Raw genomic sequence first — 20,091 nt, forward strand, 5'->3', positions numbered from 1 at the left:
TACAGATTAAATATTAATAGCTTCTCCACTGATGATTCCCGAATCAGCAACATCCTGCTGCATCCATGAAATGGCCTCTATTTCACGTGCCAGCAGATGAATGGTAGGGTTATAGAATACCTGTTTGAGGTCCATCTCCACCTTAAACTGCTTATAAATGGCAGATACCATTCTTGTTGCTCTCAGACTATGACCTCCTATTTCAAAAAAATTATCATGGATTCCTATTGGGGATCTCTCCAGTAATTGCTCCCAGATTGCTGTCAGCATTATTTCCTCAGGAGTTACCGGCGGTACGTATTCCGTGATGCTTGCTATAGTGGCGCTACTCGCAGCAGGCAATGCTTTTCGGTCAATTTTACCATTTGATGTCAACGGGAATGCATCCATTTTTATGAATACGGCTGGCAGCATGTATTCCGGCAGTTTTTTCCGCAAGTCCGTTAATAATTCCGCCGCAGAAAAGGCCGGATCTGCACTGACAACATATGCTGCGAGGAAGGTATTATCGTCTGTGTCTTTTGCAGCAACAACTACCACCTGATCGATCAGTGCATGTGCAGCAATTTCGAATTCCACTTCTCCAAGCTCAACTCTATGGCCACGAATTTTCACCTGATTATCTTTTCTACCGAGATATTCCATATCCCCATTCTCGTTTATGCATACGAGATCCCCTGATTTATACATTCTTCCGCCCGGATGAAAAGGATCTTCCAAAAATCTTTCGGCGTTCAATTCTGCACGGTTGTGATAGCCTATTGCTACACCTTCTCCGCCCACATACAATTCTCCCGGAACACCTATTGGCACAAGCTGTCTGTTGTCATCAAGCACATAGCAGCTAAGGGTTGGAATTGGAATACCAATATTGCTTTTGTTAGCTGCTATTTCAGCAGATGTTAATTCCTTAATGGTAACGTGTACAGTTGTTTCTGTAATTCCGTACATGTTGATGATACGGCAGTGAGGATACTGTTGACTGAATGTATTAAGCATCGCCGGCTGTAAAGCATCTCCACCAAAAATCAGATATCTCAGGGAAGTGCACTGCTGCATTTCCACCTCAGCTTCGTATTGCAATAACTGCCGAAATGCTGCTGGTGTCTGATTCAGGATAGTAACTTTTTCTTCCATTAACAACGTTATATACTCTGCAACGTTCCGGCTGGTTGACTTTGGAACTATTACCAATCTTCCTCCAAAAAGTAATGCACCATACATTTCCCACACAGAGAAGTCGAATGCATAAGAGTGGAACATCGTCCAGACGTCATTTGCATTAAAGTCAAAAGGAAATTTTTCATTCTTCAACAGGCGAACCACATTCCGGTGCGATAACAACACCCCTTTGGGTTTTCCGGTAGTGCCAGACGTATAAATCATGTAAATAGGATCCTCTGGAGATATAGCCACTTCAAGATTTTGATCTGAAAATCCCGAATAATCCAGGGATAAAGTATCTACATAGGGAATTGATATATTGGCTGCAACACTTCCATCCGTGAGCATTACCTTAGGTCCGGCATCCTCCAGGATGAAAGTTATCCGCTCATCAGGTACTGCAGGGTCCAGGGGAACATATACAGCTCCGGCCTTTATTACAGCCAGTATCGCGATGATCATATGCTCGGAGCGTTCATACATCAACCCTACCAGATCCTTTCCGGATACGTCATATTTTTCTTTTAACAGGTGTGCGAGCTGATTACTACGATCGTTAAGCTCTTTATAGGTAATTGCTGTACTTCCAAAAGTCAGTGCTATATTCTCGGGTGTTTCTGCTACCTGTAGCTCGAACAGACTCACGACAGAGGCATCCGATGGGTAGCTGCAATCCTGTTCATTGAAAATTTCCAACAGATTCTTTTTTTCGAAGGCTGTTAACATCCCGATCCCGGACAGTTGCATTTCCGGGTGCTGACAGACGGACCGGATGATGTTCATCAGGTGATGTCCCATTCTGTCGATTTTTCCGCTGGTAAACAGTCCGGTATTATATTCCAGTTCCAGCCGGATTCCTGCTGTAGTTTCTACAAATGAAAAAGTCAGATCAAACTTACAATTGGTCTCTTCCGGTTTATATAATTCGAATTGTAATCCCGGTACCTGTATACGGGATAACACATCCTCTCCCTGCATAACCACCATCACATCAAACAACAGGGATCGGTCCATTTTACGCTTTAACTGCAGATCATCTACCAGCAGATCAAAAGGATATGACTGATGATCAAAGGCATTGATGGTACCTTCCTTTACTCTCTTCAAAAGGGTTGTGAAGTTGTCAGTTGTATGAATGGAGTTGCGGAAACACAATGTATTTACATAACAACCAATCTGATCTTCCAGGTCCGGATGAATACGTCCGGAAACAGGGGACCCGATTAATATATCATCCTGTCCTGTATATCTATACAACAATATATTTACAGCTGCCATTACACCCATATACAGGCTGCTTCCATTTTGCTGACAAAGCTGCTGAAAGTTGAATGACTCGTTTTTATCAAGTTGAAAAGTTGCAATGCGGCCAGCAAAACTTTGTACTTCCGGCCTTCTAAAATCAACAGGCATCTCCAGTACCGGCAGTGAACCAGACAACTGATTTATCCAGAACTCCCGGTGCTGCTGCATTTCAGGCAGTGCTACCTGTTCAGCCTCCCAGGCAGAAAAATCCTTGTAGTGAATAGTCAACGGCGGCATCGCCACTGCCCTTCCTGCTGAAGTAATCTGGTAGAACGCTAACAGTTCCCTGATCAGAATACCCATGGACCAACCATCACTTATGATATGGTGCATCCCAAAAAGAAATGCATGCCTATCCGCTCCCATTGGTAATATCGTTGCCTTAATAAGGGGGAAACTGTCCAGGTCATACTTCTGCATGGAAAAGCTGCGAATCTCCTTTTCCAGCAAGTCTTCAGAGAGCATTCGTTCTTTTTGATACTTCAACACCAGATCAGTGGCTACATGCGATAGGATCTGCTGTCTGGGTATACCATCAATGGAATGAAAAATAGTTCTCAGACTTTCGTGACGTTCCAATAACAGGCTGAATGCATTCTCCCAGGCAGTGAAATCCAGTTTACCCGTCATAATAAATGCACCTGTCATATTATAGGCCACAGACTGCTCTTTGTCCAGCTGACTCAGTAACCATAAACGCTGCTGCCCATTTGATAATGCATAGTTTTCTGCTTTGGCAACAGGTAATATAGGCCTGATCCTTTTCGCTGATGCAGGAATGGCATTTCTGTAATATTCAATCAGAGATGCCTTATTATCCTTCAACTCCTGCAACAAATCAGGCGGAATCGTTTCATTTTCCGGACATACGACTTTCAATCCATCCCCTTCCAGTTGAATTCTGATATTTAGCTGACGTAGTTTTCGAATGAGATCTATCATATTCAAATCGATATATGTTTATTGACTGATAAGTTTTGTACTCCGGATTTATTATCCTGCTGCATCCATCCAAGTAAGATCATTCTTGCTGCCAGGCCGCGAACGGTAGGATGTTCAAACACATCCGTCAATGTAATTGCAAGACCGGTTTCAGCAATAATGGCGGATATTAGTCTCGTTGCTTTCAGACTATGCCCACCCAGTTCAAAGAAATTGTCGTTAATCCCTATCTGTCTTTGATCAAGCAGATTTTCCCACAGCCTTACCAGTAAAAATTCTTCCGGGGTATCTGGAGGTACATAGTCCATTATTGCCGGCACCTTTTGATGTTTGCTTTCCAATATTGCTTTCCTGTCAATCTTCCCATTTGGTGTAAGTGGAAATTCATCCAGTCGTATGAAGTATTGCGGGCACATGAAAGAAGGTAATACTGACTTTAAATGCACGAGCAACAGATTGACTGAAATCTCCTGTTCAGCAGTATAGTAAGCCCATAGCTCCTTTTCATGATTATCCGGTTTCACCGCTAAAACAGCAGCCTGAGAAACGCCTGGATACAGATTGAGATGATAAGCGATTTCACCTGTTTCAACCCTATGGCCGCGGATTTTTACCTGTTCATCATTCCGTCCTGAAATTTCCAGTAATCCGGCGGTCCATCTCCCCACATCACCTGTTCTGTAAATTTTCTGTCCCGGTCTGAAAGGATGGGCAATAAATTTCTCCGACGTCAGCTGAGGCCGGCCATGATAACCGGAAGAAAGCCCTGATCCTCCTATGCATATCTCCCCCATAAAACCTGGGGGTAGCAGCAGACCCTTGTGATCCAGGATCAGTATGTCAGTATTAAGGATTGGTCTTCCTATGTACACTTTTTCATCCTCCGGGTCCAGACGGTGCATACTTGACCATACTGTTGTTTCAGTAGGTCCATACATATTCCATAAGGACTTTCCTTTCTTCAGCAGTTCCCTCGCCAGCGACATATCCATTGGCTCACCTCCACAAAGAATCGTGGCAGAGGGCATACCCTCCCAGCCTGCAGATAAGAGTATCCGGAATAGTGATGGAGTTCCCTGAATAAATGTTATTTCACTGGTCGTAATTGACCTGGCAAAAGAAAAAGGATCTCTTATTTCCTTCTCGGTAATCAGATGTACCCGGCCACCACAAACCAATGGCAGGAATAATTCAAGAATGGAAATATCAAAAGATATATTCGTAATTGCCATCACAGTATCCTTCTCACTCAGTTGTAATTCCTGCTGCATGGCAGACAGGAAATTGGCTATTGCAGCATGACCGATGGTAACACCTTTGGGTTGCCCTGTAGAACCCGATGTATACATTAGATAAGCCGGGGCGTTTTCCTCCGGGGGCGGCAGCACTCCGATTGATATTTCAGGATATTCAACTGCGATCTCGTCAACATATACCAGCCTCGCAGCCGGATATTCCCTGTTGTCCCACATTTGTCCGGTGGTGACTATTATTTTCAACCCACTATCATCGATGATATATTCCATTCTTTCCCGGGGCAGGCTAACATCAATGGGCACATAACAGCCACCGGATTTTAGTATAGCAAGAATGGCAACCACCATTTTAGCTGACCGCTCAAGGTGTACACCAACAATCCTGGGGGTGCCAGGACTTGCCTTGTAAATATCGATCAGATGAAGAGCCAGGATATCACTTGCCTGCGTGATCTGTCTGTAGGAAAACTGTTCACCATTACAGATGATCGCTGTTTGATTCCCGTGCAATAATGTCTGATGGCTGATAGAAGTCAGCATATGTCTTACTGCCCCTGGAATAGAGGCACCATGTACAAGTTGTAAATAGTCAGATGGAATGGAAGTCAGCAGTGGCAATTGGGAAATATCTTTCTCTGCGCTGTCAATACATGTTTCCAACATCTGTAAATAAACAGCACTCAGACTACTGACCTGTTCATGACTAAGAAAGCTTTCTCTGAACTCAAAATGTATGCATGCGGGTTGGCCCGATTGATAATCGAGTATCTGAACAACGAGGCCCTCTTCCTGCTCGTTTCTGGACAACATACTTATTTCAGCAGGAGTATCATGAAAACGACTGTTAAAAAGGAAATGCTGATACGAAAACAGGATGTTATATGGTGGCCTTTGCCGGTCAGTCATATCAAAAACCTCAGCAGCGGGGAGTCTGCTATGTCGATAAGCACTCCTGCATTCATTTCCGACTACTTCCAGCCATTCTTTAAATGAATATTCCTTTCCGGTATCCAGTATTAGCAATAGGATATTTATGAATGGACCAACGGTTTTTTTATCAGAGGCACTCCTGTTCAATACCGGGATACCGATGGAGAAAGCATGCTGCTGGAATAACCTGCTTATGACCACTGAGAAAACAGCAAGCATAAATTGCGATGTGCTAATACCCTGCTGTTTTACAAACGCTGAAATCTTCTCAGACAGATGTTTGTTTATTGTTGCAGAAGATCTGCCTGACCTAAGCACTTTTTTCCTGCCAACAGCAGATGAGGATCCTCCGTCGATTACATCCGGAATCCTATCAACACGGGCTTTCCACCACTCCCTATCTATATCAGCCCTACTACTTTGCAAATATTTTACTTCCTGTTCTACAAAAACATCATACTGCTTAACCACAGTATCCTGAAGATCATATTCCGGAAAAACAAGCTGATGATAGATCCTGGCTGTTTCATCAAAGATAACAGACATGGAAAATCCATCCATGATCAAATGGTGAGCCTTAACGTACCAGTAAAAAGTAGTGCTATCAACTTTGATAATGGATGTAGTGAACAGCTGTTCCGTATTCCAGATACTAATATGAAAATCATCCTGCATCCATCTCAGCGCCGCATCTTCCGCATTATCATCTGCTGAGAAGTCAATGAAATGCACATTCACGGATGCACCTTCTTCCAATGAAAGTGTGTGAGCAGATTTATCAACAACGTGACTACATAAAATACGGTGACGTTTTACAAGTAAGCCTATGGCCTCTTTCAGAGCGTCGACATTAATACCAGCGTTAATTTTCGCAAATCCACCTATATTAAACAGATCAGAATAGGCATACTGATGCTGTGAAAAATAAATTGATTTTTGAATACAGGTGATTCCCAAACAATTCATATTTCTCAAAATATTGCGCTTACAGTAGTGACATAGCACGGCTACATGAAATTCATGCAGACGGGTAACAGAAATCAAATTATAAGTTGTTAACTCTGGAATGAGTACTCCCAGAGAATTACCGGCTTATTACAATGATTATTCTGATATTTTTTGTCCTAAACACTATTGGTTGTGTAGCATTACAGGAACGGGCATTACAGTTGACATATAGAATACAGGTACTTAACTTCATTTATGATCTGCTTGTTACACAGATCGGGGCCACTAATAAATGTTCTTTTCAAGTACAGCGAAAAAATCGGGTTCACAATTCAACAACGCTGGTTTAAATGCTGGCTATTTGAGCAACAGACCCAATACAAGCCTGTCTGTAAGTGTTGTTGATGAACAAAAAACATCATCATTTTCAACAGCATACCTAACAAATGTAAAATAAAAGAACATAAAAAAAAATAAAATTGCTTTTTTTTATTTTCTTTGAGATGTAATTATCAATGTAGCATAAATAGATTTAGAAACCCTGAGATTAAATTGTTCCCACACCCAATCAACCAATATGATTTGTAATCCGGTAGGTGTATCCTTGTTCCCGTTTGCAGGTAGCAGTGCTTTTTCATACACTTTTTCACATAAGTATTTCCCAAAGAAAATTGAACTCGTTCTATCAATAGTATATATGATCATCACAGCTATATCCCTCAGGAAACTACTACAATCGGTATGCATTTTCGTTTTACTGGTAATTACCGGTAGTGCTATGGCGCAAACACCATCAGGAAAAATCTTCGGCACCATTACAGATAGTGTTGGCCATCATCCCGAATTTTCAAATGTTTTTCTGATCCAGGATACCACAGGCAAAATATTATCCTCCACCACATCCGATTCCAATGGTATTTTTGTCCTGGAAAAACTGAACTTTGGAAAATACAGAGTTGGTATCATCGCTGCCGGATATAAGCAGACCATACAAGGTCCTTTCCACGTTACCAGGGAAAATCCGGATATAGATGCAGGAACAATAAGACTTAGCGGAAACAGCAGCCAGTTAAAGGAATTACTGGTTACCGGTCAGAAGCCATTAGTACAGGTATCAAATAACAAAACAGTATACCATGTAGAGAATGATATCAATAAGGATAGCTACAGTACGGTAGAAATGTTGCGAAACATTCCGGGTATTATGGTAGATGGCAGTGGTAATATTTACCTGAAAGGAAGTACAAGTTTTCGTGTATACCTGAACGGTAAAAGCTCCTCTTATCTTGCCAATGACCCTAAGGAAGCACTAAAAATGCTGCCTGCGGGCTCTATTAAAACAATTGAAGTGCTCTTTTCGCCTTCCGCAAAATATGACGGAGAAGGTTCAGCCGGCATCATCAATATAATCACCAGAAAAAAAATATCAGGTACCAATGGGCAAGTCAATGTTAGTGGAACATCACTCGGTACATTAAGTGGAAACGGCGTACTCAATGTAAGAACCGGGAACCTGATTATAACTGCAAACACCGCTGCATCTCATTATGATTATGATGCCACCCTCGATACCCGTCAGTCATCCACCGCTACTTCACGGGAATATGACTTTTCAAGAGCAATGGAAACAAACCTGAAAATAGACAATATTTCAGGAGGCCTGGATATAAGTTACGAAATTGATAGTAGTAGCAGTCTTACTGTATACGGAAATATCTCGGATAAACCATCGGGTAATTTCTCCACCGAGCACAACTCACTGACGACTCCTGCCACCACTCATCTTACCCCGGGAAGTCTTCTTGTGGATAATAAAAACAAAGATGCGAACTACGATGCTGGTATTGACTATAACACCCAATTAGGCAGTAATGGTACGCTATCCCTTTCCGGAAATTACAATCGGGAAAACCTTAACATCAACAATGATGTGGAGCAGATAGTCGGAAATACCTTCTCCGGTTTTTATAGGAACCGAAACGTACAGACACTCACACAAAACACTTTACAAGCTGATTATAATATAGGATTCAGAAAAAACAGGCGGCTGGAAGCCGGAGCAAAGTATATTGGCCGTGAAATCGTAAGTGACTACCAGCAATACCTCCGGAATCAGAATCACATTTATGAACCGAATACTAAAAGATCTGACTATTTCCGCTACCAGCTAAACGTACTGGCAGGCTATGTAATGTATCATTTCCCCATTACGTCGAAGTTAAGCTCCAGCGTGGGCATGAGAGTTGAACAAACATTTGTGAATACCACCGCCAGCGGAAACACGAAAGACAAGGACAGTTACCTGCACCCGTTACCTTCTGTCAATCTTCAATGGGATGTAAATGCGGACAATCAACTCACACTGAATTACAGTCAGCGATTACAGCGGCCATGGATTGAAAACCTGAACCCACTATTCAATGATAATGATCCTTACAATATTTCCATTGGCAACCCATCCCTTACACCTGAAAAAACCAGTACTTTTTCGATAGAATGGATGAATACACCTCAAAATATTTCCGTCAGCCTGGGACAGGCAATTACCACCAACAGTATCGAAGCCTATACCATACAAGACCCCGGCAGCAACAGTGCGATCAGTTCCTTCTATAATATTGGCAGAAGATCCAATACCAATATCGGGATCAGCTATTCATTCAATTTATCACAACACTGGAATACCAGTATTAATATACAGGGAATATACCTACGGGTATTATCGACAGATGAAAACAAATCTTCCAACAGCCTGTTAAGCGCAAATGGTGCATTCAGGTCGGGTTATTCCTGGAATAATGGCTGGAAAGTAGAAGGAGCCCTATATTTCTATACAAGCAACCCCACCTTACAAGGTCATTCAAGTGGATGGGTAAGCTATAATATCACAGCCAGAAAGACATTTTTCAGCGACAGACTCGGTATCAGTGCAGGAGTAGAAAGATTTTTTCAACAACATAACATCTATCGCGATAAAATCGAGTCACCCACCTTCTATCAGTATATAACCTATAAGACACTCGCAAGAGCTGCCAGAATAGGCCTCACGTGGAAGTTTGGTCAGTCAAAACTTGCCGGTTCACACAAAACAGGCGTTAACAATGATGACTTGAAACCAAGTATTAAAACAAGATAACCAACATGAATATTAAAAATGAACCACAAACATAATAAAACCCTATATCGAATCCGTCTCATTTAGTTTTTTCAAAGCTCGTGCCTCGTGCTCCAATAATGGCAAAAGTTGCTCTTCCGGCAAAGACGAAGGAGCCGGGATAAAAACAACCTTGGGATAATTGATAATCTTGCTATACAAGACCCTGGCCCTTGAAAGATGAAAGTCGGAGGTTATAATCACCAATATGTCAGGTTTCTCCTCAAGAACCAAATCTTTGGTCATTTGAAAATCTTCAATAGTATTGGAAGAAGGTGGACAGTTTAGAAAAGCGTCCGCGGGAATACTTCTGTCCGTAAGGTACTTTTTAGCATAATAATAATGAGGCTTATCGGTTGTATTAAAGTGTTGACCAAAGCCACCTGTACAAACAAGTTTAAAATCATTGTTTGCGCTATAAAAATTATGCGCACATGCTAATCTATCTTTAGCTATTTGTGACAAGTTTCCCAAATGATCATTGGGAGCTCCAAGCACAATCAATAGTTTATTCATAAAATTCGTTCCTGCCTTTAACGGTATGATCCGGATGATTTAATTAAATAAAAAGGTACTCATTTTATCAAAATAAATAACCATGAAATTAAAAAGAAACGTGGTTATCTGGAACATTGCGAGATCAGCTACGTGCCAGGCTTCGAAGACCAGGCACACTTCAACAACTTTTTTAAGAAACAAACCACCATGAATCCTTCTATCGCAGGCTTTGCGCCAGTATCGGGTGGTCGATGTACTGCGCGGCTAAATTTGCAGTGAGCGGTCTTAGCGAAGCATTGGCCAATGATCTGAAACCATTGGGCATACATGTAACCAATGTTAGCGATGCATTCAACCGTGCAAAAATCAAAATAGAACTTCAGCCAACTTTTCTTTAATAATCAAAAAAACAATTATATTTATATGCCAGCTTCCTTGATAATGTGTAACCATGGGCATCTGATCTTCATTCCCGATACAATCGTTCCTTATTGCAGTTTTTCAATCATCCTATAATTAAAAACACCCCCATAAAACGGCTTATATCATGAAAAAGATAGTTTACCTCATAGCCTTCTTTGTTGTTACTGGTTCTGTTTTCGGACAGTCTTCAAAAGTGGATCTTTTCATCGATTCTTTCGTAATGAAGAATAATTTTAATGGTACTATTCTGTTGGCAAAAGAGAATAAAGCCTGGTATAAAAAGAGCTTCGGGATGGCCAATTTCCAACTGAATGTGCCCAATACCACCGATACAAGGTATAAGGTTGCTTCCATCACCAAAGCCTTTACCGCTGTATTAATCCTGCAACTCTATGAACAGGGTAAAATCGATTTGAATAAGCCCATCAATACATATTTACCCGAGTATAAGGGAGATGCTGCTAATAAGGTAACGGTCGCACAACTATTGAACATGACTTCGGGCATCCATAATATAGATGATGGTATAACACTTGAATCAGCACTAAAAAATGGCATGCCGCAATATCAGGTACCACATACAGCCGATGAAATGCTGGCACTTTTCAGTAGTGGCAAGCTGGTAAGCAAACCAGGTAAAGAATGGGATTATAACAACGCCGATTATATCATCCTCGGGAAAATGATTGAGCATATGACCGGAAAGACGTTTGAGCAGCATCTTCAGGCTAATATCCTGCAACCTTTACTGATGACCAATACAGGCATAGCCTATCAGCAAAAGATTATTCCCCGTCTTGCAAATACCTATTTCTACCGGGATGATATTAAAACAATGGTCAACGACCTTCCCGTTTATACGGAAAACTGGTACGCTGCCGGTGCTATGTACTCCACTGTTGATGATATTCTTAAGTTTACCAATGCGCTGTTTGAAAAAAAATTATTGAAACAAACAACACTCGACCTGATGTTCTCCTCCGGACTAGGTGAATATGGCTATGGAGTTTGGGTTTACAAAGATTATGACATTCATCATAAGCACTATACGATTATTAAGAGGCCTGGCTCTATTATGGGTGCACAGGCTATGTTGTTCCATGTGTTGGAAAAACAATCCACTATCATTATCCTAAGCAATACCGGAACCACAAGTTTGGATGAATTTGCAGCAAAAATAGCTGAGCAGGTCATTGATTAAAATTGTGCAATAGAAATACCATGAAGTTCCAAATATCCCTAGTTGCTGGGCGCTGTTATTGTATAAATGCTTTCCCTATGTCATTGAATTATTCCGACGTATTTCCGGCTGATCGTACAGCCGCGGTAAATGTTGCCCTTGAAAAAACATTCGGCAACGCTGTTATCAGTGAAGTGATATTGCTGACAGGTGGATTGTCGGCCGCTTCCGTATATAAGATCATCGCAGATAATCGTCCTTATGTGATGAAACTCGATATACCGCATGCCTATACTGCGGCAGATCCTTTTGAGAAAGTAACCCGTGCGGCGGCCGCGGGTATTGCTCCTCCATTGCGTTACAAAAGTGTGAAAGCGGGTATTATCATCAGTGATTTCATCGAAAATAAGCCGATCAGAAGCATTTACAGCGGCAGCGTACTGGCAGTTAAACTGGCAGAGGCAGTGAAGAAGATACACGCTGTACCTTACGCCGTACCAGGCGCCGATCTGAAAGAAACGATTGATCATATGCTGGCGGGTTTCCGTCGCAATCATATTCTGTCTGGCCCTATACCGGATGAATGCCTGAAACGGTATGAAAAAGTGAAAATGTTATATCCATGGCAGGATACAGACAAGGTATTCAGTCATAATGATCTGAACCCTTCCAACATTCTGTGTGACGGAGAGGATGTCTGGATCATTGACTGGGATACCGCCTTTGTTAATGACAGGTTTTTGGATCTGGCAGGTGTAGCAAACTTTTTCATTCATAGTCCGGAACAGGAGGCCGTGTTCCTGAAGACATATTTTGGCGAAGTGAATGATTATAAGATTTCCCGCTTCTATGTGATGTGTCAGATCAGCCGGATCATTTATGCTATGATGATGCTGCAACTGGCCGCTCAGGCCAAACCCGCAGACTATGCACATGACCAGCATATGGAGGGTGTGCATCTGAAGGATGTTGGTTCGCTGCTCGGCTCCGGTACACTATCGCTCGCCACCTACGAAGGACAGTTCATGTATGGCAAAGCACTGATGAATGAGGCTGTACAGCAGATGCGTACTACACGGTTTGAAGATGCCCTGCTTTCATTAGATAGCAGATGAACACGTAACAGCTATATTCCTCATTAACAGCGTAGAAGTGCCATAAAATGTCTGTCGCCAGACCGAAGTTCAACTTCAGCCTGGCGACAGACAATATGTATTTTACGGATGATGTCAATTAATCAGTTCATCCTGCTTATCGGATATTAGAAGAAGAATCTTGCTCCTAACTGCACCTGGTAAGGATCTCCACCTGGATTAGCAATTCCGCTGGTGTTAACGGAATAGTTATACGAGCGGGTTTCTTTACTGAATGCAGAAGCACGGTATAAGGAGGTATTACCAAAGTTATGGCTTGCACCCCATTTCTTGTTGAGCATATTTGCGAAGTTGAAAACGTCTACAGAAAGCTCAAAACCGCTCTTTTTGGAAACCTTGAATGATTTAGCCAGTCTCAAATCGAATGTACCATAGAAACCATTGATACCACCATTTCTTTCTGCAATCTTACCTTCTGATCTTTCAACATACTTTTTGAAGCTGGCACCTGCATCCGAATTCAAAAGTTTATTCAAACCGTCTCTAACAGCTGCAGATGTTGCCGGATCATTCGGGCTAAATACATAAGCCAGGTCGTTGGTACCGCTTACAAAATCCTGATTGCTGTTTACACCAGACAACAGGCTGTAACGGGTGCCACCGATACCGGAGAAGCGTATACCTAACACAAATCCTGCGAATGAGGGTGATGTAGCATAGAAGACAACCTTATGACGGAACTGTAAATCAGAGTAAGTCATCTTACTCAAATTACGAGGATCATCTGCCACTGGCAAACTTAAGGTAGCAGTATTGGCAACGTTACCGTTGTAGGAGGTATTATCTTTGGAATCGTTCCAGGTATAGCTGGCGGTGATGTTACCATCTTTATAATAACGATAGTTGACGTCATATACAAAAGTATAGGTATTGTTTTTACCTTTGCTGGTCAGTTCCAGTACCCTACCGAAAGCCTTGCTGATTCTACCATCCAGGTAGTTACCACTACCACCGCTGGTATTCATCTTTTCTAAAGGAATATATACTCCCCTGTTAGCCTCATTAGGCATCGTGAACAATGGAGTTTCCACCATATTTTTGTCTATATAGAAATAGTTATTACGGCCATAGGTCAGGTACGCAGAAACACCCATTCTCAGGCGGCTGGTGATATATTTGGTATAATTGATATTAGCCTTGTAAACGATCGGTATTTTAGCATCAGGACCTGTGTAATTGATGAGTGGCAGCTGGTACTGTGCAAAAGCAGGCACTGTAGAAAGATCTTTCCTGAATGCAGCGAAATCGGGAGAAGGTATATTTACAGAACTAGCGTTCAGGTTAGCGGTCCCGAAATGTTTGCCGTCAAATGTCAGGTTGTTAATGAGCATATAGTTATTAATATCGGAGCTAAACACACCTGCACCCACTTTGATATAATCTGTATGCTTTTGGTTGACATCCCATGTCAGCTGGATTCTTGGCTGTGGTACAAAAGACTTAATGCTGTTGTTGGTGCTTAAGCCCAGCGCATCATACAGATCCTGGTTGAATGGAGCTTTAGGATAAGTAGCCATATCGAAACGTAAACCGGCAGTAAGGCTTACCCCTTTACCCAGGTCTGTTTGCAACTGACCATAGATACCACCATTGAAAATACTGGAAGTTACGCTTGGATCAGCAACCAATGGTACTTCACGATAGAATGCATATGGCGTATTATTACGGAAAGCATCCAGACCTCTGTACACATAGCGGCCGTTTACTTCACTACCATACAGTGATTTAGCGTGTGTATACATCAGGTCGATACCGAAGGTATAGTTAACTTTTTCAGTGTTGTAATACAGGTTATCTGTCAGCTGGAATACGTTGTTGGTAAATCCTTCCTGACCAAAGCGGTGTCCACCGATCTGAATATTGGTAGACTTGGTAGAGCCGTCAGACAATACAGAAGTTACGTTTTCAACGATCGCTCTTGGAAGCGCACCTGGCAGCTCATCATTTTGTCTGCTAGCTTGCCAGGTATACAAATGCTGCACCTTTAATTCGTTGGTAACTTTAGTGCTGATGGTAGATCTCAGTGTCAGCAGCAGGCTGTTATCTTTGTTGAAGTCATTACCGGTTGACTCATACAGGTCAATGGCTGTATTATCAATCAAACCCAGTTTGTTGATATCATTGGTATAGTTGTCCCTGATGGTCAACAGATTCTTATCGTTAATCTGCCAGTCTAAGCGCAGGAAGCCGGCATCAGACTGACGTGTTTTTCCAAAAGAGCCATATTGCGCATGGTTGGAAACACCATACTTTGTTCTGGCAACATCTACAAATGTATCCAGTACGCTTCTGGTAGTGTTATACACCAGCTGATCGGAATTGGATTGTATGTCTGCAATTACCAGGGAACGGTTATCTGTCTGATGATCCCATGCAAAGAAGTAGTGAAGTTTATCTTTGATGATTGGTCCGCCGATAGAACCTCCGAACTGGTAAGTGGAATAGTCGTTATTTCTTTTGTTACCGCGGATATCATAAGGACTGGATAACCAGTTAGCACGACCGAAGCCGAATACAGAACCGGAAACCGTATTGGTACCGGATTTGGTAACAGCGCTCACTGTACCACCGCCGGATCTGCCGAGTGTAACGTCATACTGGTTCGTCACAACTTTAAACTCACGAACAGCTTCAATAGAGATAGAATAAGGAGCACCGCTTCTGGAGGTGGTAGGGCCAGCAGAAGTAGGGTTCTTTGCAGTCATACCATCGATAGTATAGTTGGTACCAGATCCCAGCTGTCCACTGATACTGTTACCATTACCGGTAAGCGGCGACAGTGCTGCCAGGTTAGAGAAGTTTCTTCCATTGACAGGCAGCCTGTTCATGTCAGTGGGGGTAATGGTGGTAGCTGCACCCGCATTCACAATCGCTTTCCTGTTGGAAGTAGATACGATTGTAACAGCATCAAGGTTTGAAACAGATGGCTCCAGATCAAAGTTTACCTGGAGAACATCCCCCTGGTTAAGGTTATAGTCCTGTTTTTTCTGAGGACCAAAACCCATTGCCGATACAGTAATAGTGTAAGGACCGCCGAGTGGCAATTGTTTAAAGGTGTAAAGACCTTTGGTATTTGACTGGATCCTGTTGGTAAAACCAGTCGATTCATTTCTCACTGTAATGGATGCACCGGGAATCAATGTGCCATCCTTTGCTTTGACCTGACCATTCAGATCAGCCAGGGTGGATTGTGCAAATACTTCGGAACACATCAGCATACCCAACGTAATAAAAAAAAGACAGATTAAGCGCTTCATCGATTTAGATGGTTTAAAATTCAGCCCGCAAAATTATCTATCTGACATTTATAGAATATTAACGCGGTGTTAACAAAACATTATATCTGATTTTCATATAGGCGTTACAGATAAGCCGTATCTAATGTTTACTTTTAATGACTAAAGGTGATAATAAAATTGAAAATATGACTGTATCTGAATACATCAGTAGTATGCCGATTGACAGGCAGGCATGCTTAAGCATGCTACATGAAACAATTGTTGCGCATGATCCGACTGTAATCCCGGTCATTAAACCGATGATGGGAAAAGAAATGATCCTCTACGAAGAGCGCTCCTACATGAAGTATGGCCTGGCGAGTACTAAAAATTATATGTCACTGCATTGCATGCCAATTTATATGAATCAGCCACTGCATGCCAAATACGTAAAGTTGCTGCCAGCAGCCAGGTTCCAGAAAGGCTGTATCAATTTTTCGGCTGCGGACGCTATGCCACCGGCAATAATAGCAGCTTTGATCGCCGATTGTTCGTCTATCAGCATTCCCTCAATGCTTGAAAACCGGAAAAGAAATAAAAAATGAGTAACTACTCTCGGCTTTTGATTTTTTTATCATAAAAGCAGAAAAGCCGCATAAATCCTGTGATTTAAGCGGCTTTAATTTTCTTTGATATTCTTGGATCTTAATATTTCCAGCAAAACCCTTTGCTTCAATATCAGGACTCTCCTGGTTAACTAAATGACCTTCCAATGTGCATAATCAATGCCAAATGTCATTTCATCTTGCCTGGCCATACTAAGAAACATACCGATGTTTGATGAATATGTGCCAATAAAAGCCGTACTTTTTTTCATGATCTCTATTTCTGCCAGTAATTGGACGACCTCTTCATACTTTTTATCTTCACTTAACTGCCGGAACTCTTCCATAAAAAACCCGGTATTTCTTTTATAAGGAAGATAGAATATCTTCTTGAGGGGGAATTTTTTCTGAACCTCCTCTATGATGAGGCTGTCATCTGTTGCCAGGAAAACAGGCAGGTGACTTAGCTCCAAACCCTCAATTTTTTTGAAATAAGCATCTAATTCGGTATGCGGAGCTTCCGTGTCCTTATCCCCTCGCCTGATATGCACGGCAATATATTCTTCAGGAATAGTAATCGATGATAAAAGGGCATCTATCTTATCTTGAGTCTTCTGATTATATTTCCATATGTTATGAATAATACAAGCACTCATTTCAACCAAAGTACCTTTAAAAGCAGGAATATTTATTTTTCTTGCATATTTATACTTTCTTATTTTCTTCCATACATGTTGAGTACGCAATATTTTCTTCTTTCTTGGTATATCAAAAAAAGATTTAAATATGGATTCTTTAGGAAGGGCGATGACATAAGGGCGATGATTAAATTTATCATTAAATGAATCATTATGGTGATCAGTGAATGGTTCGAAAAAATCAAGCCACCCATCTTCACTATAGCTCGCATTTTTTGAGTACAACTGAAATTGAATATTCTTTTCCAGGCAATAAACCATGGCAAGAATCATATTGTTAAACTCGGAAAAAAGGCCCGCACTACTCCCTAATCTAAATATAAGCGTATCAAACCCCTTATTCAAATCCGAATAATCGAACGATTTTGTAATTCCATTTTTCATTGTCTTAAAGGTTGTTTTAAAATTTTAGGATTATAGGATTATAAAAAGACTGAATCGATCAATTATTTACAACAAAACAATATGAATTTCATATTATTGACCAACTCTCAATAGTCAAGTATCGAACCAGTATCGATAAGTTAGATTTAGAATTGAGAGGTTGTTTTGAATATAGGTTGTAAACAGCCATAGATATAATTTCGACTGGATTTTTCAACGACTAAACGTTCAACTAAAAAACAAAACCCACGCCAAGCGCAGGTCTTAAAGTTTTTCTATGATCCCGCTGGGACTATATCCAAGGCTTAATTAGCGCTGCTTTTCAAGGATTTTTTAGCCAGTGTACCGATTTTGTATCCTTCCGGAATAGCTTATTTTGTAGAGGTTTGAAAGAACTTTACAACCTTACAAAGGTACGAAAACCATTGCTAAATAAGCATACGGGCATAAAATATATTACCTGTTTATACGGTAAGGTATACACGCTTTTGACTTGGCGTTGAATTACAGCAGACACCTGGTAACCAGCTCCGGGTGTTCTATAACCGGAAGTATACCTTCCAACGATTACCGCTTAACAAAATCTGCTATGCGTTCATTTTCTTTTAAGTCTTCCCGTAAATAATAAAATACCGTATCAGTATTGAGAGAAATCCTTTCTGCAGCAATTATTACGTCGTTTTTATAGTCCTCTGCTTTGAACATAAACAGGGTATACCCCCTGTTCTATCTCAAATTGAAAGTTTAGTTCCGCTTCATTATCTGGCAGCGACAATAAATTTTAATTCACAATTGTGTGAATTAAAATTTAATTTCTAACTTTGTACTTCTGAAGAAGGAAATACCAAGCCATCCTCTGCTTCTGAATAGATTTAGTTATCATTTATCACTTAAAAACCAAAAAACATGAAACATCTTCTTATTGCATTGATTTGCACACTAATCGGGTTTAGCAGTTCAGCAAGCAATTCAGCTCCAAAAGAGACCCTTCCTTTTTTAAATAAGAAGGTAGAGTTAAAAACAATTTCGAAAGAGAACAAAAACGAAATTATAGTATCCTCTACCCAAAGCAATACTGAGACAAGTCGTCTCCGTATTCAAAGACAATTCCTTTTTGAAGATGCGTGTGGTAACATGTGGATTATTTACGTGTCAGGCCCCAGTAGTGCCACATACTCACAAATGTACGGCGTAGCTCAACATGATTTTGTTGCTGGTGCAGATAGCAACGGTTGCTTTCATGGTCTATAATCGTTTACAGATCCGGAGCAAAATTTAAAAATTAGTCTTGATGGAGTGTAGAAGATGGTTTTTTCTTTTTTCAGAATACCCCAGGCGTGGCCTGGGGTATTCTATAAACTAATAATTTAAAATATATGCGTTATTATTTAAGGGTTTTTGTATCAGCATTATTTTTATGCTTTCTGTATTCGTTCAGCTATAAAAACACAAAGCTGCCCGATCCACCTACAACCCTGGCTTATTATCAATTTTATCACATTAAAGATACCACTCAGCGTTGGAAGGTTTGGAGCGAGGATTTTTTATTGGCGTTTAATTCCGATAAAAGCATATATACCAGCCAAACAAGAGTAAAACAAGATTCGACCATAGCAGAAAAATTAAGGGAAGCAGAAAAAAACAATAACGACCTGATTAATATGGGGCTAATTTTGCCGACAACTGAAGATGATATTTATGTAGAGAAAGGCAAACTTGCGGTAGTAAAAGACTATGACCAGCAAAGCTATCTGATTAAGGATGCTTCAGAGAAAACCAACTGGATAGTAGGTAAAGAAACTAAACAATTGTTAGGTTATACGGCACAAATGGCTACTGGTATGGTTAAGGGTAGAAAATACACAGTTTGGTTCACTACAGATATACCTGCAAGTTTTGGCCCCTGGAAATTGCAGGGACTTCCAGGTCTGATCTTAGAGGCACACGATGACCACTATTTTATAAAATTCACCTGTACTAAAGTGGTAAACAATGGCAACTTTCAAAATATAAAATCGTTAGATATACCCGCCAATACAATAACTACTACCACTGCCGAATACGAACGTATGAAAAAGGCCAGCGCCCAGGGCTTGGGAATAAACAATTCTGTTGGTACAGAAGTAGCAGTGGATAGGGTTACGGCTGCTGATGGAGGCGAAATTAAAACAGCTCCTAAAAAGAAATTTACCATAAACTATCCTTTAGAACTCACACAGTAATTCAGTAGAT

The 20,091-nt window shown here is 41.1% G+C and carries 12 protein-coding genes; 7 read left to right on the plus strand and 5 right to left on the minus strand.

Going from position 1 to position 20,091, the window contains the following annotated elements:
- Window positions 1–6 precede the first annotated feature (6 nt).
- Together KD145_RS05925 and KD145_RS05930 are read right to left on the minus strand one after the other, a co-directional pair.
- Complete coding sequence (locus KD145_RS05925) at window positions 7–3,411, minus strand: non-ribosomal peptide synthetase (protein ID WP_212004986.1); 3,405 nt, start codon at window positions 3,409–3,411, stop codon at window positions 7–9.
- Between the two features lie 2 nt (window positions 3,412–3,413).
- Window positions 3,414–6,563: a non-ribosomal peptide synthetase gene (locus KD145_RS05930; RefSeq protein WP_212004987.1), complete on the minus strand. Its 3,150-nt coding sequence runs from the start codon at window positions 6,561–6,563 to the stop codon at window positions 3,414–3,416.
- 679 nt (window positions 6,564–7,242) lie between these two features.
- On the opposite strand from KD145_RS05930, the gene KD145_RS05935 reads away from it, so the two are divergent.
- Window positions 7,243–9,681 carry a TonB-dependent receptor domain-containing protein gene (locus tag KD145_RS05935; RefSeq protein ID WP_212004988.1) on the plus strand — a complete coding sequence of 813 codons (2,439 nt, stop codon included), beginning with the start codon at window positions 7,243–7,245 and terminating at the stop codon, window positions 9,679–9,681.
- 42 nt (window positions 9,682–9,723) lie between these two features.
- Here KD145_RS05935 and KD145_RS05940 read toward each other — a convergent pair whose 3' ends face one another.
- Window positions 9,724–10,215, minus strand: coding sequence for a YdcF family protein (locus tag KD145_RS05940; protein WP_212004989.1), 492 nt, complete (start codon window positions 10,213–10,215; stop codon window positions 9,724–9,726).
- Window positions 10,216–10,448: 233 nt separating this feature from the next.
- Between KD145_RS05940 and KD145_RS05945 the strand changes: the two genes are divergently transcribed.
- From KD145_RS05945 to KD145_RS05955, 3 genes are all read left to right on the plus strand, one after another.
- A complete protein-coding gene (locus tag KD145_RS05945) occupies window positions 10,449–10,595 on the plus strand; it encodes an SDR family NAD(P)-dependent oxidoreductase (protein WP_212004990.1) in 147 nt (48 codons plus the stop codon).
- Between the two features lie 149 nt (window positions 10,596–10,744).
- The gene (locus KD145_RS05950; protein WP_212004991.1) at window positions 10,745–11,821 is read left to right on the plus strand and encodes a serine hydrolase; all 1,077 of its coding nucleotides are present in this window, start codon (window positions 10,745–10,747) and stop codon (window positions 11,819–11,821) included.
- Window positions 11,822–11,898: 77 nt separating this feature from the next.
- A complete protein-coding gene (locus KD145_RS05955; protein WP_212004992.1) occupies window positions 11,899–12,915 on the plus strand; it encodes a phosphotransferase family protein in 1,017 nt (338 codons plus the stop codon).
- Between the two features lie 146 nt (window positions 12,916–13,061).
- Here KD145_RS05955 and KD145_RS05960 read toward each other — a convergent pair whose 3' ends face one another.
- A complete protein-coding gene (locus tag KD145_RS05960; protein ID WP_212004993.1) occupies window positions 13,062–16,211 on the minus strand; it encodes a TonB-dependent receptor in 3,150 nt (1,049 codons plus the stop codon).
- A gap of 167 nt (window positions 16,212–16,378) precedes the next feature.
- On the opposite strand from KD145_RS05960, the gene KD145_RS05965 reads away from it, so the two are divergent.
- Window positions 16,379–16,777 (plus strand): hypothetical protein, encoded by a 399-nt coding sequence (locus KD145_RS05965; protein WP_212004994.1) that lies wholly within the window; start codon window positions 16,379–16,381, stop codon window positions 16,775–16,777.
- 152 nt (window positions 16,778–16,929) lie between these two features.
- On the opposite strand, the gene KD145_RS05970 is transcribed toward KD145_RS05965, so the two are convergent.
- On the minus strand, window positions 16,930–17,859 hold the full coding sequence (locus KD145_RS05970) for a hypothetical protein (protein WP_212004995.1): 930 nt from the start codon (window positions 17,857–17,859) through the stop codon (window positions 16,930–16,932).
- 906 nt (window positions 17,860–18,765) lie between these two features.
- Here KD145_RS05970 and KD145_RS05975 point away from each other — a divergent pair.
- Together KD145_RS05975 and KD145_RS05980 are read left to right on the plus strand one after the other, a co-directional pair.
- Window positions 18,766–19,110 (plus strand): hypothetical protein, encoded by a 345-nt coding sequence (locus KD145_RS05975; RefSeq protein WP_212004996.1) that lies wholly within the window; start codon window positions 18,766–18,768, stop codon window positions 19,108–19,110.
- A gap of 125 nt (window positions 19,111–19,235) precedes the next feature.
- Window positions 19,236–20,081 carry a GLPGLI family protein gene (locus KD145_RS05980; RefSeq protein WP_212004997.1) on the plus strand — a complete coding sequence of 282 codons (846 nt, stop codon included), beginning with the start codon at window positions 19,236–19,238 and terminating at the stop codon, window positions 20,079–20,081.
- The last annotated feature ends 10 nt before the right edge of the window (window positions 20,082–20,091 follow it).

Origin of the sequence: Chitinophaga sp. HK235 (genome assembly GCF_018255755.1) — a bacterium.
GTDB lineage: Bacteria > Bacteroidota > Bacteroidia > Chitinophagales > Chitinophagaceae > Chitinophaga.

Coding starts and splice junctions, on each gene's coding strand:
- KD145_RS05925 (WP_212004986.1), bottom strand. CDS start 3,411: ATGATAGATCTCATTCGAAAACTACGTCAGCTAAATATCAGAATTCAA.
- KD145_RS05930 (WP_212004987.1), bottom strand. CDS start 6,563: ATGAATTGTTTGGGAATCACCTGTATTCAAAAATCAATTTATTTTTCA.
- KD145_RS05935 (WP_212004988.1), top strand. CDS start 7,243: ATGATCATCACAGCTATATCCCTCAGGAAACTACTACAATCGGTATGC.
- KD145_RS05940 (WP_212004989.1), bottom strand. CDS start 10,215: ATGAATAAACTATTGATTGTGCTTGGAGCTCCCAATGATCATTTGGGA.
- KD145_RS05945 (WP_212004990.1), top strand. CDS start 10,449: ATGTACTGCGCGGCTAAATTTGCAGTGAGCGGTCTTAGCGAAGCATTG.
- KD145_RS05950 (WP_212004991.1), top strand. CDS start 10,745: ATGAAAAAGATAGTTTACCTCATAGCCTTCTTTGTTGTTACTGGTTCT.
- KD145_RS05955 (WP_212004992.1), top strand. CDS start 11,899: ATGTCATTGAATTATTCCGACGTATTTCCGGCTGATCGTACAGCCGCG.
- KD145_RS05960 (WP_212004993.1), bottom strand. CDS start 16,211: ATGAAGCGCTTAATCTGTCTTTTTTTTATTACGTTGGGTATGCTGATG.
- KD145_RS05965 (WP_212004994.1), top strand. CDS start 16,379: ATGACTGTATCTGAATACATCAGTAGTATGCCGATTGACAGGCAGGCA.
- KD145_RS05970 (WP_212004995.1), bottom strand. CDS start 17,859: ATGAAAAATGGAATTACAAAATCGTTCGATTATTCGGATTTGAATAAG.
- KD145_RS05975 (WP_212004996.1), top strand. CDS start 18,766: ATGAAACATCTTCTTATTGCATTGATTTGCACACTAATCGGGTTTAGC.
- KD145_RS05980 (WP_212004997.1), top strand. CDS start 19,236: ATGCGTTATTATTTAAGGGTTTTTGTATCAGCATTATTTTTATGCTTT.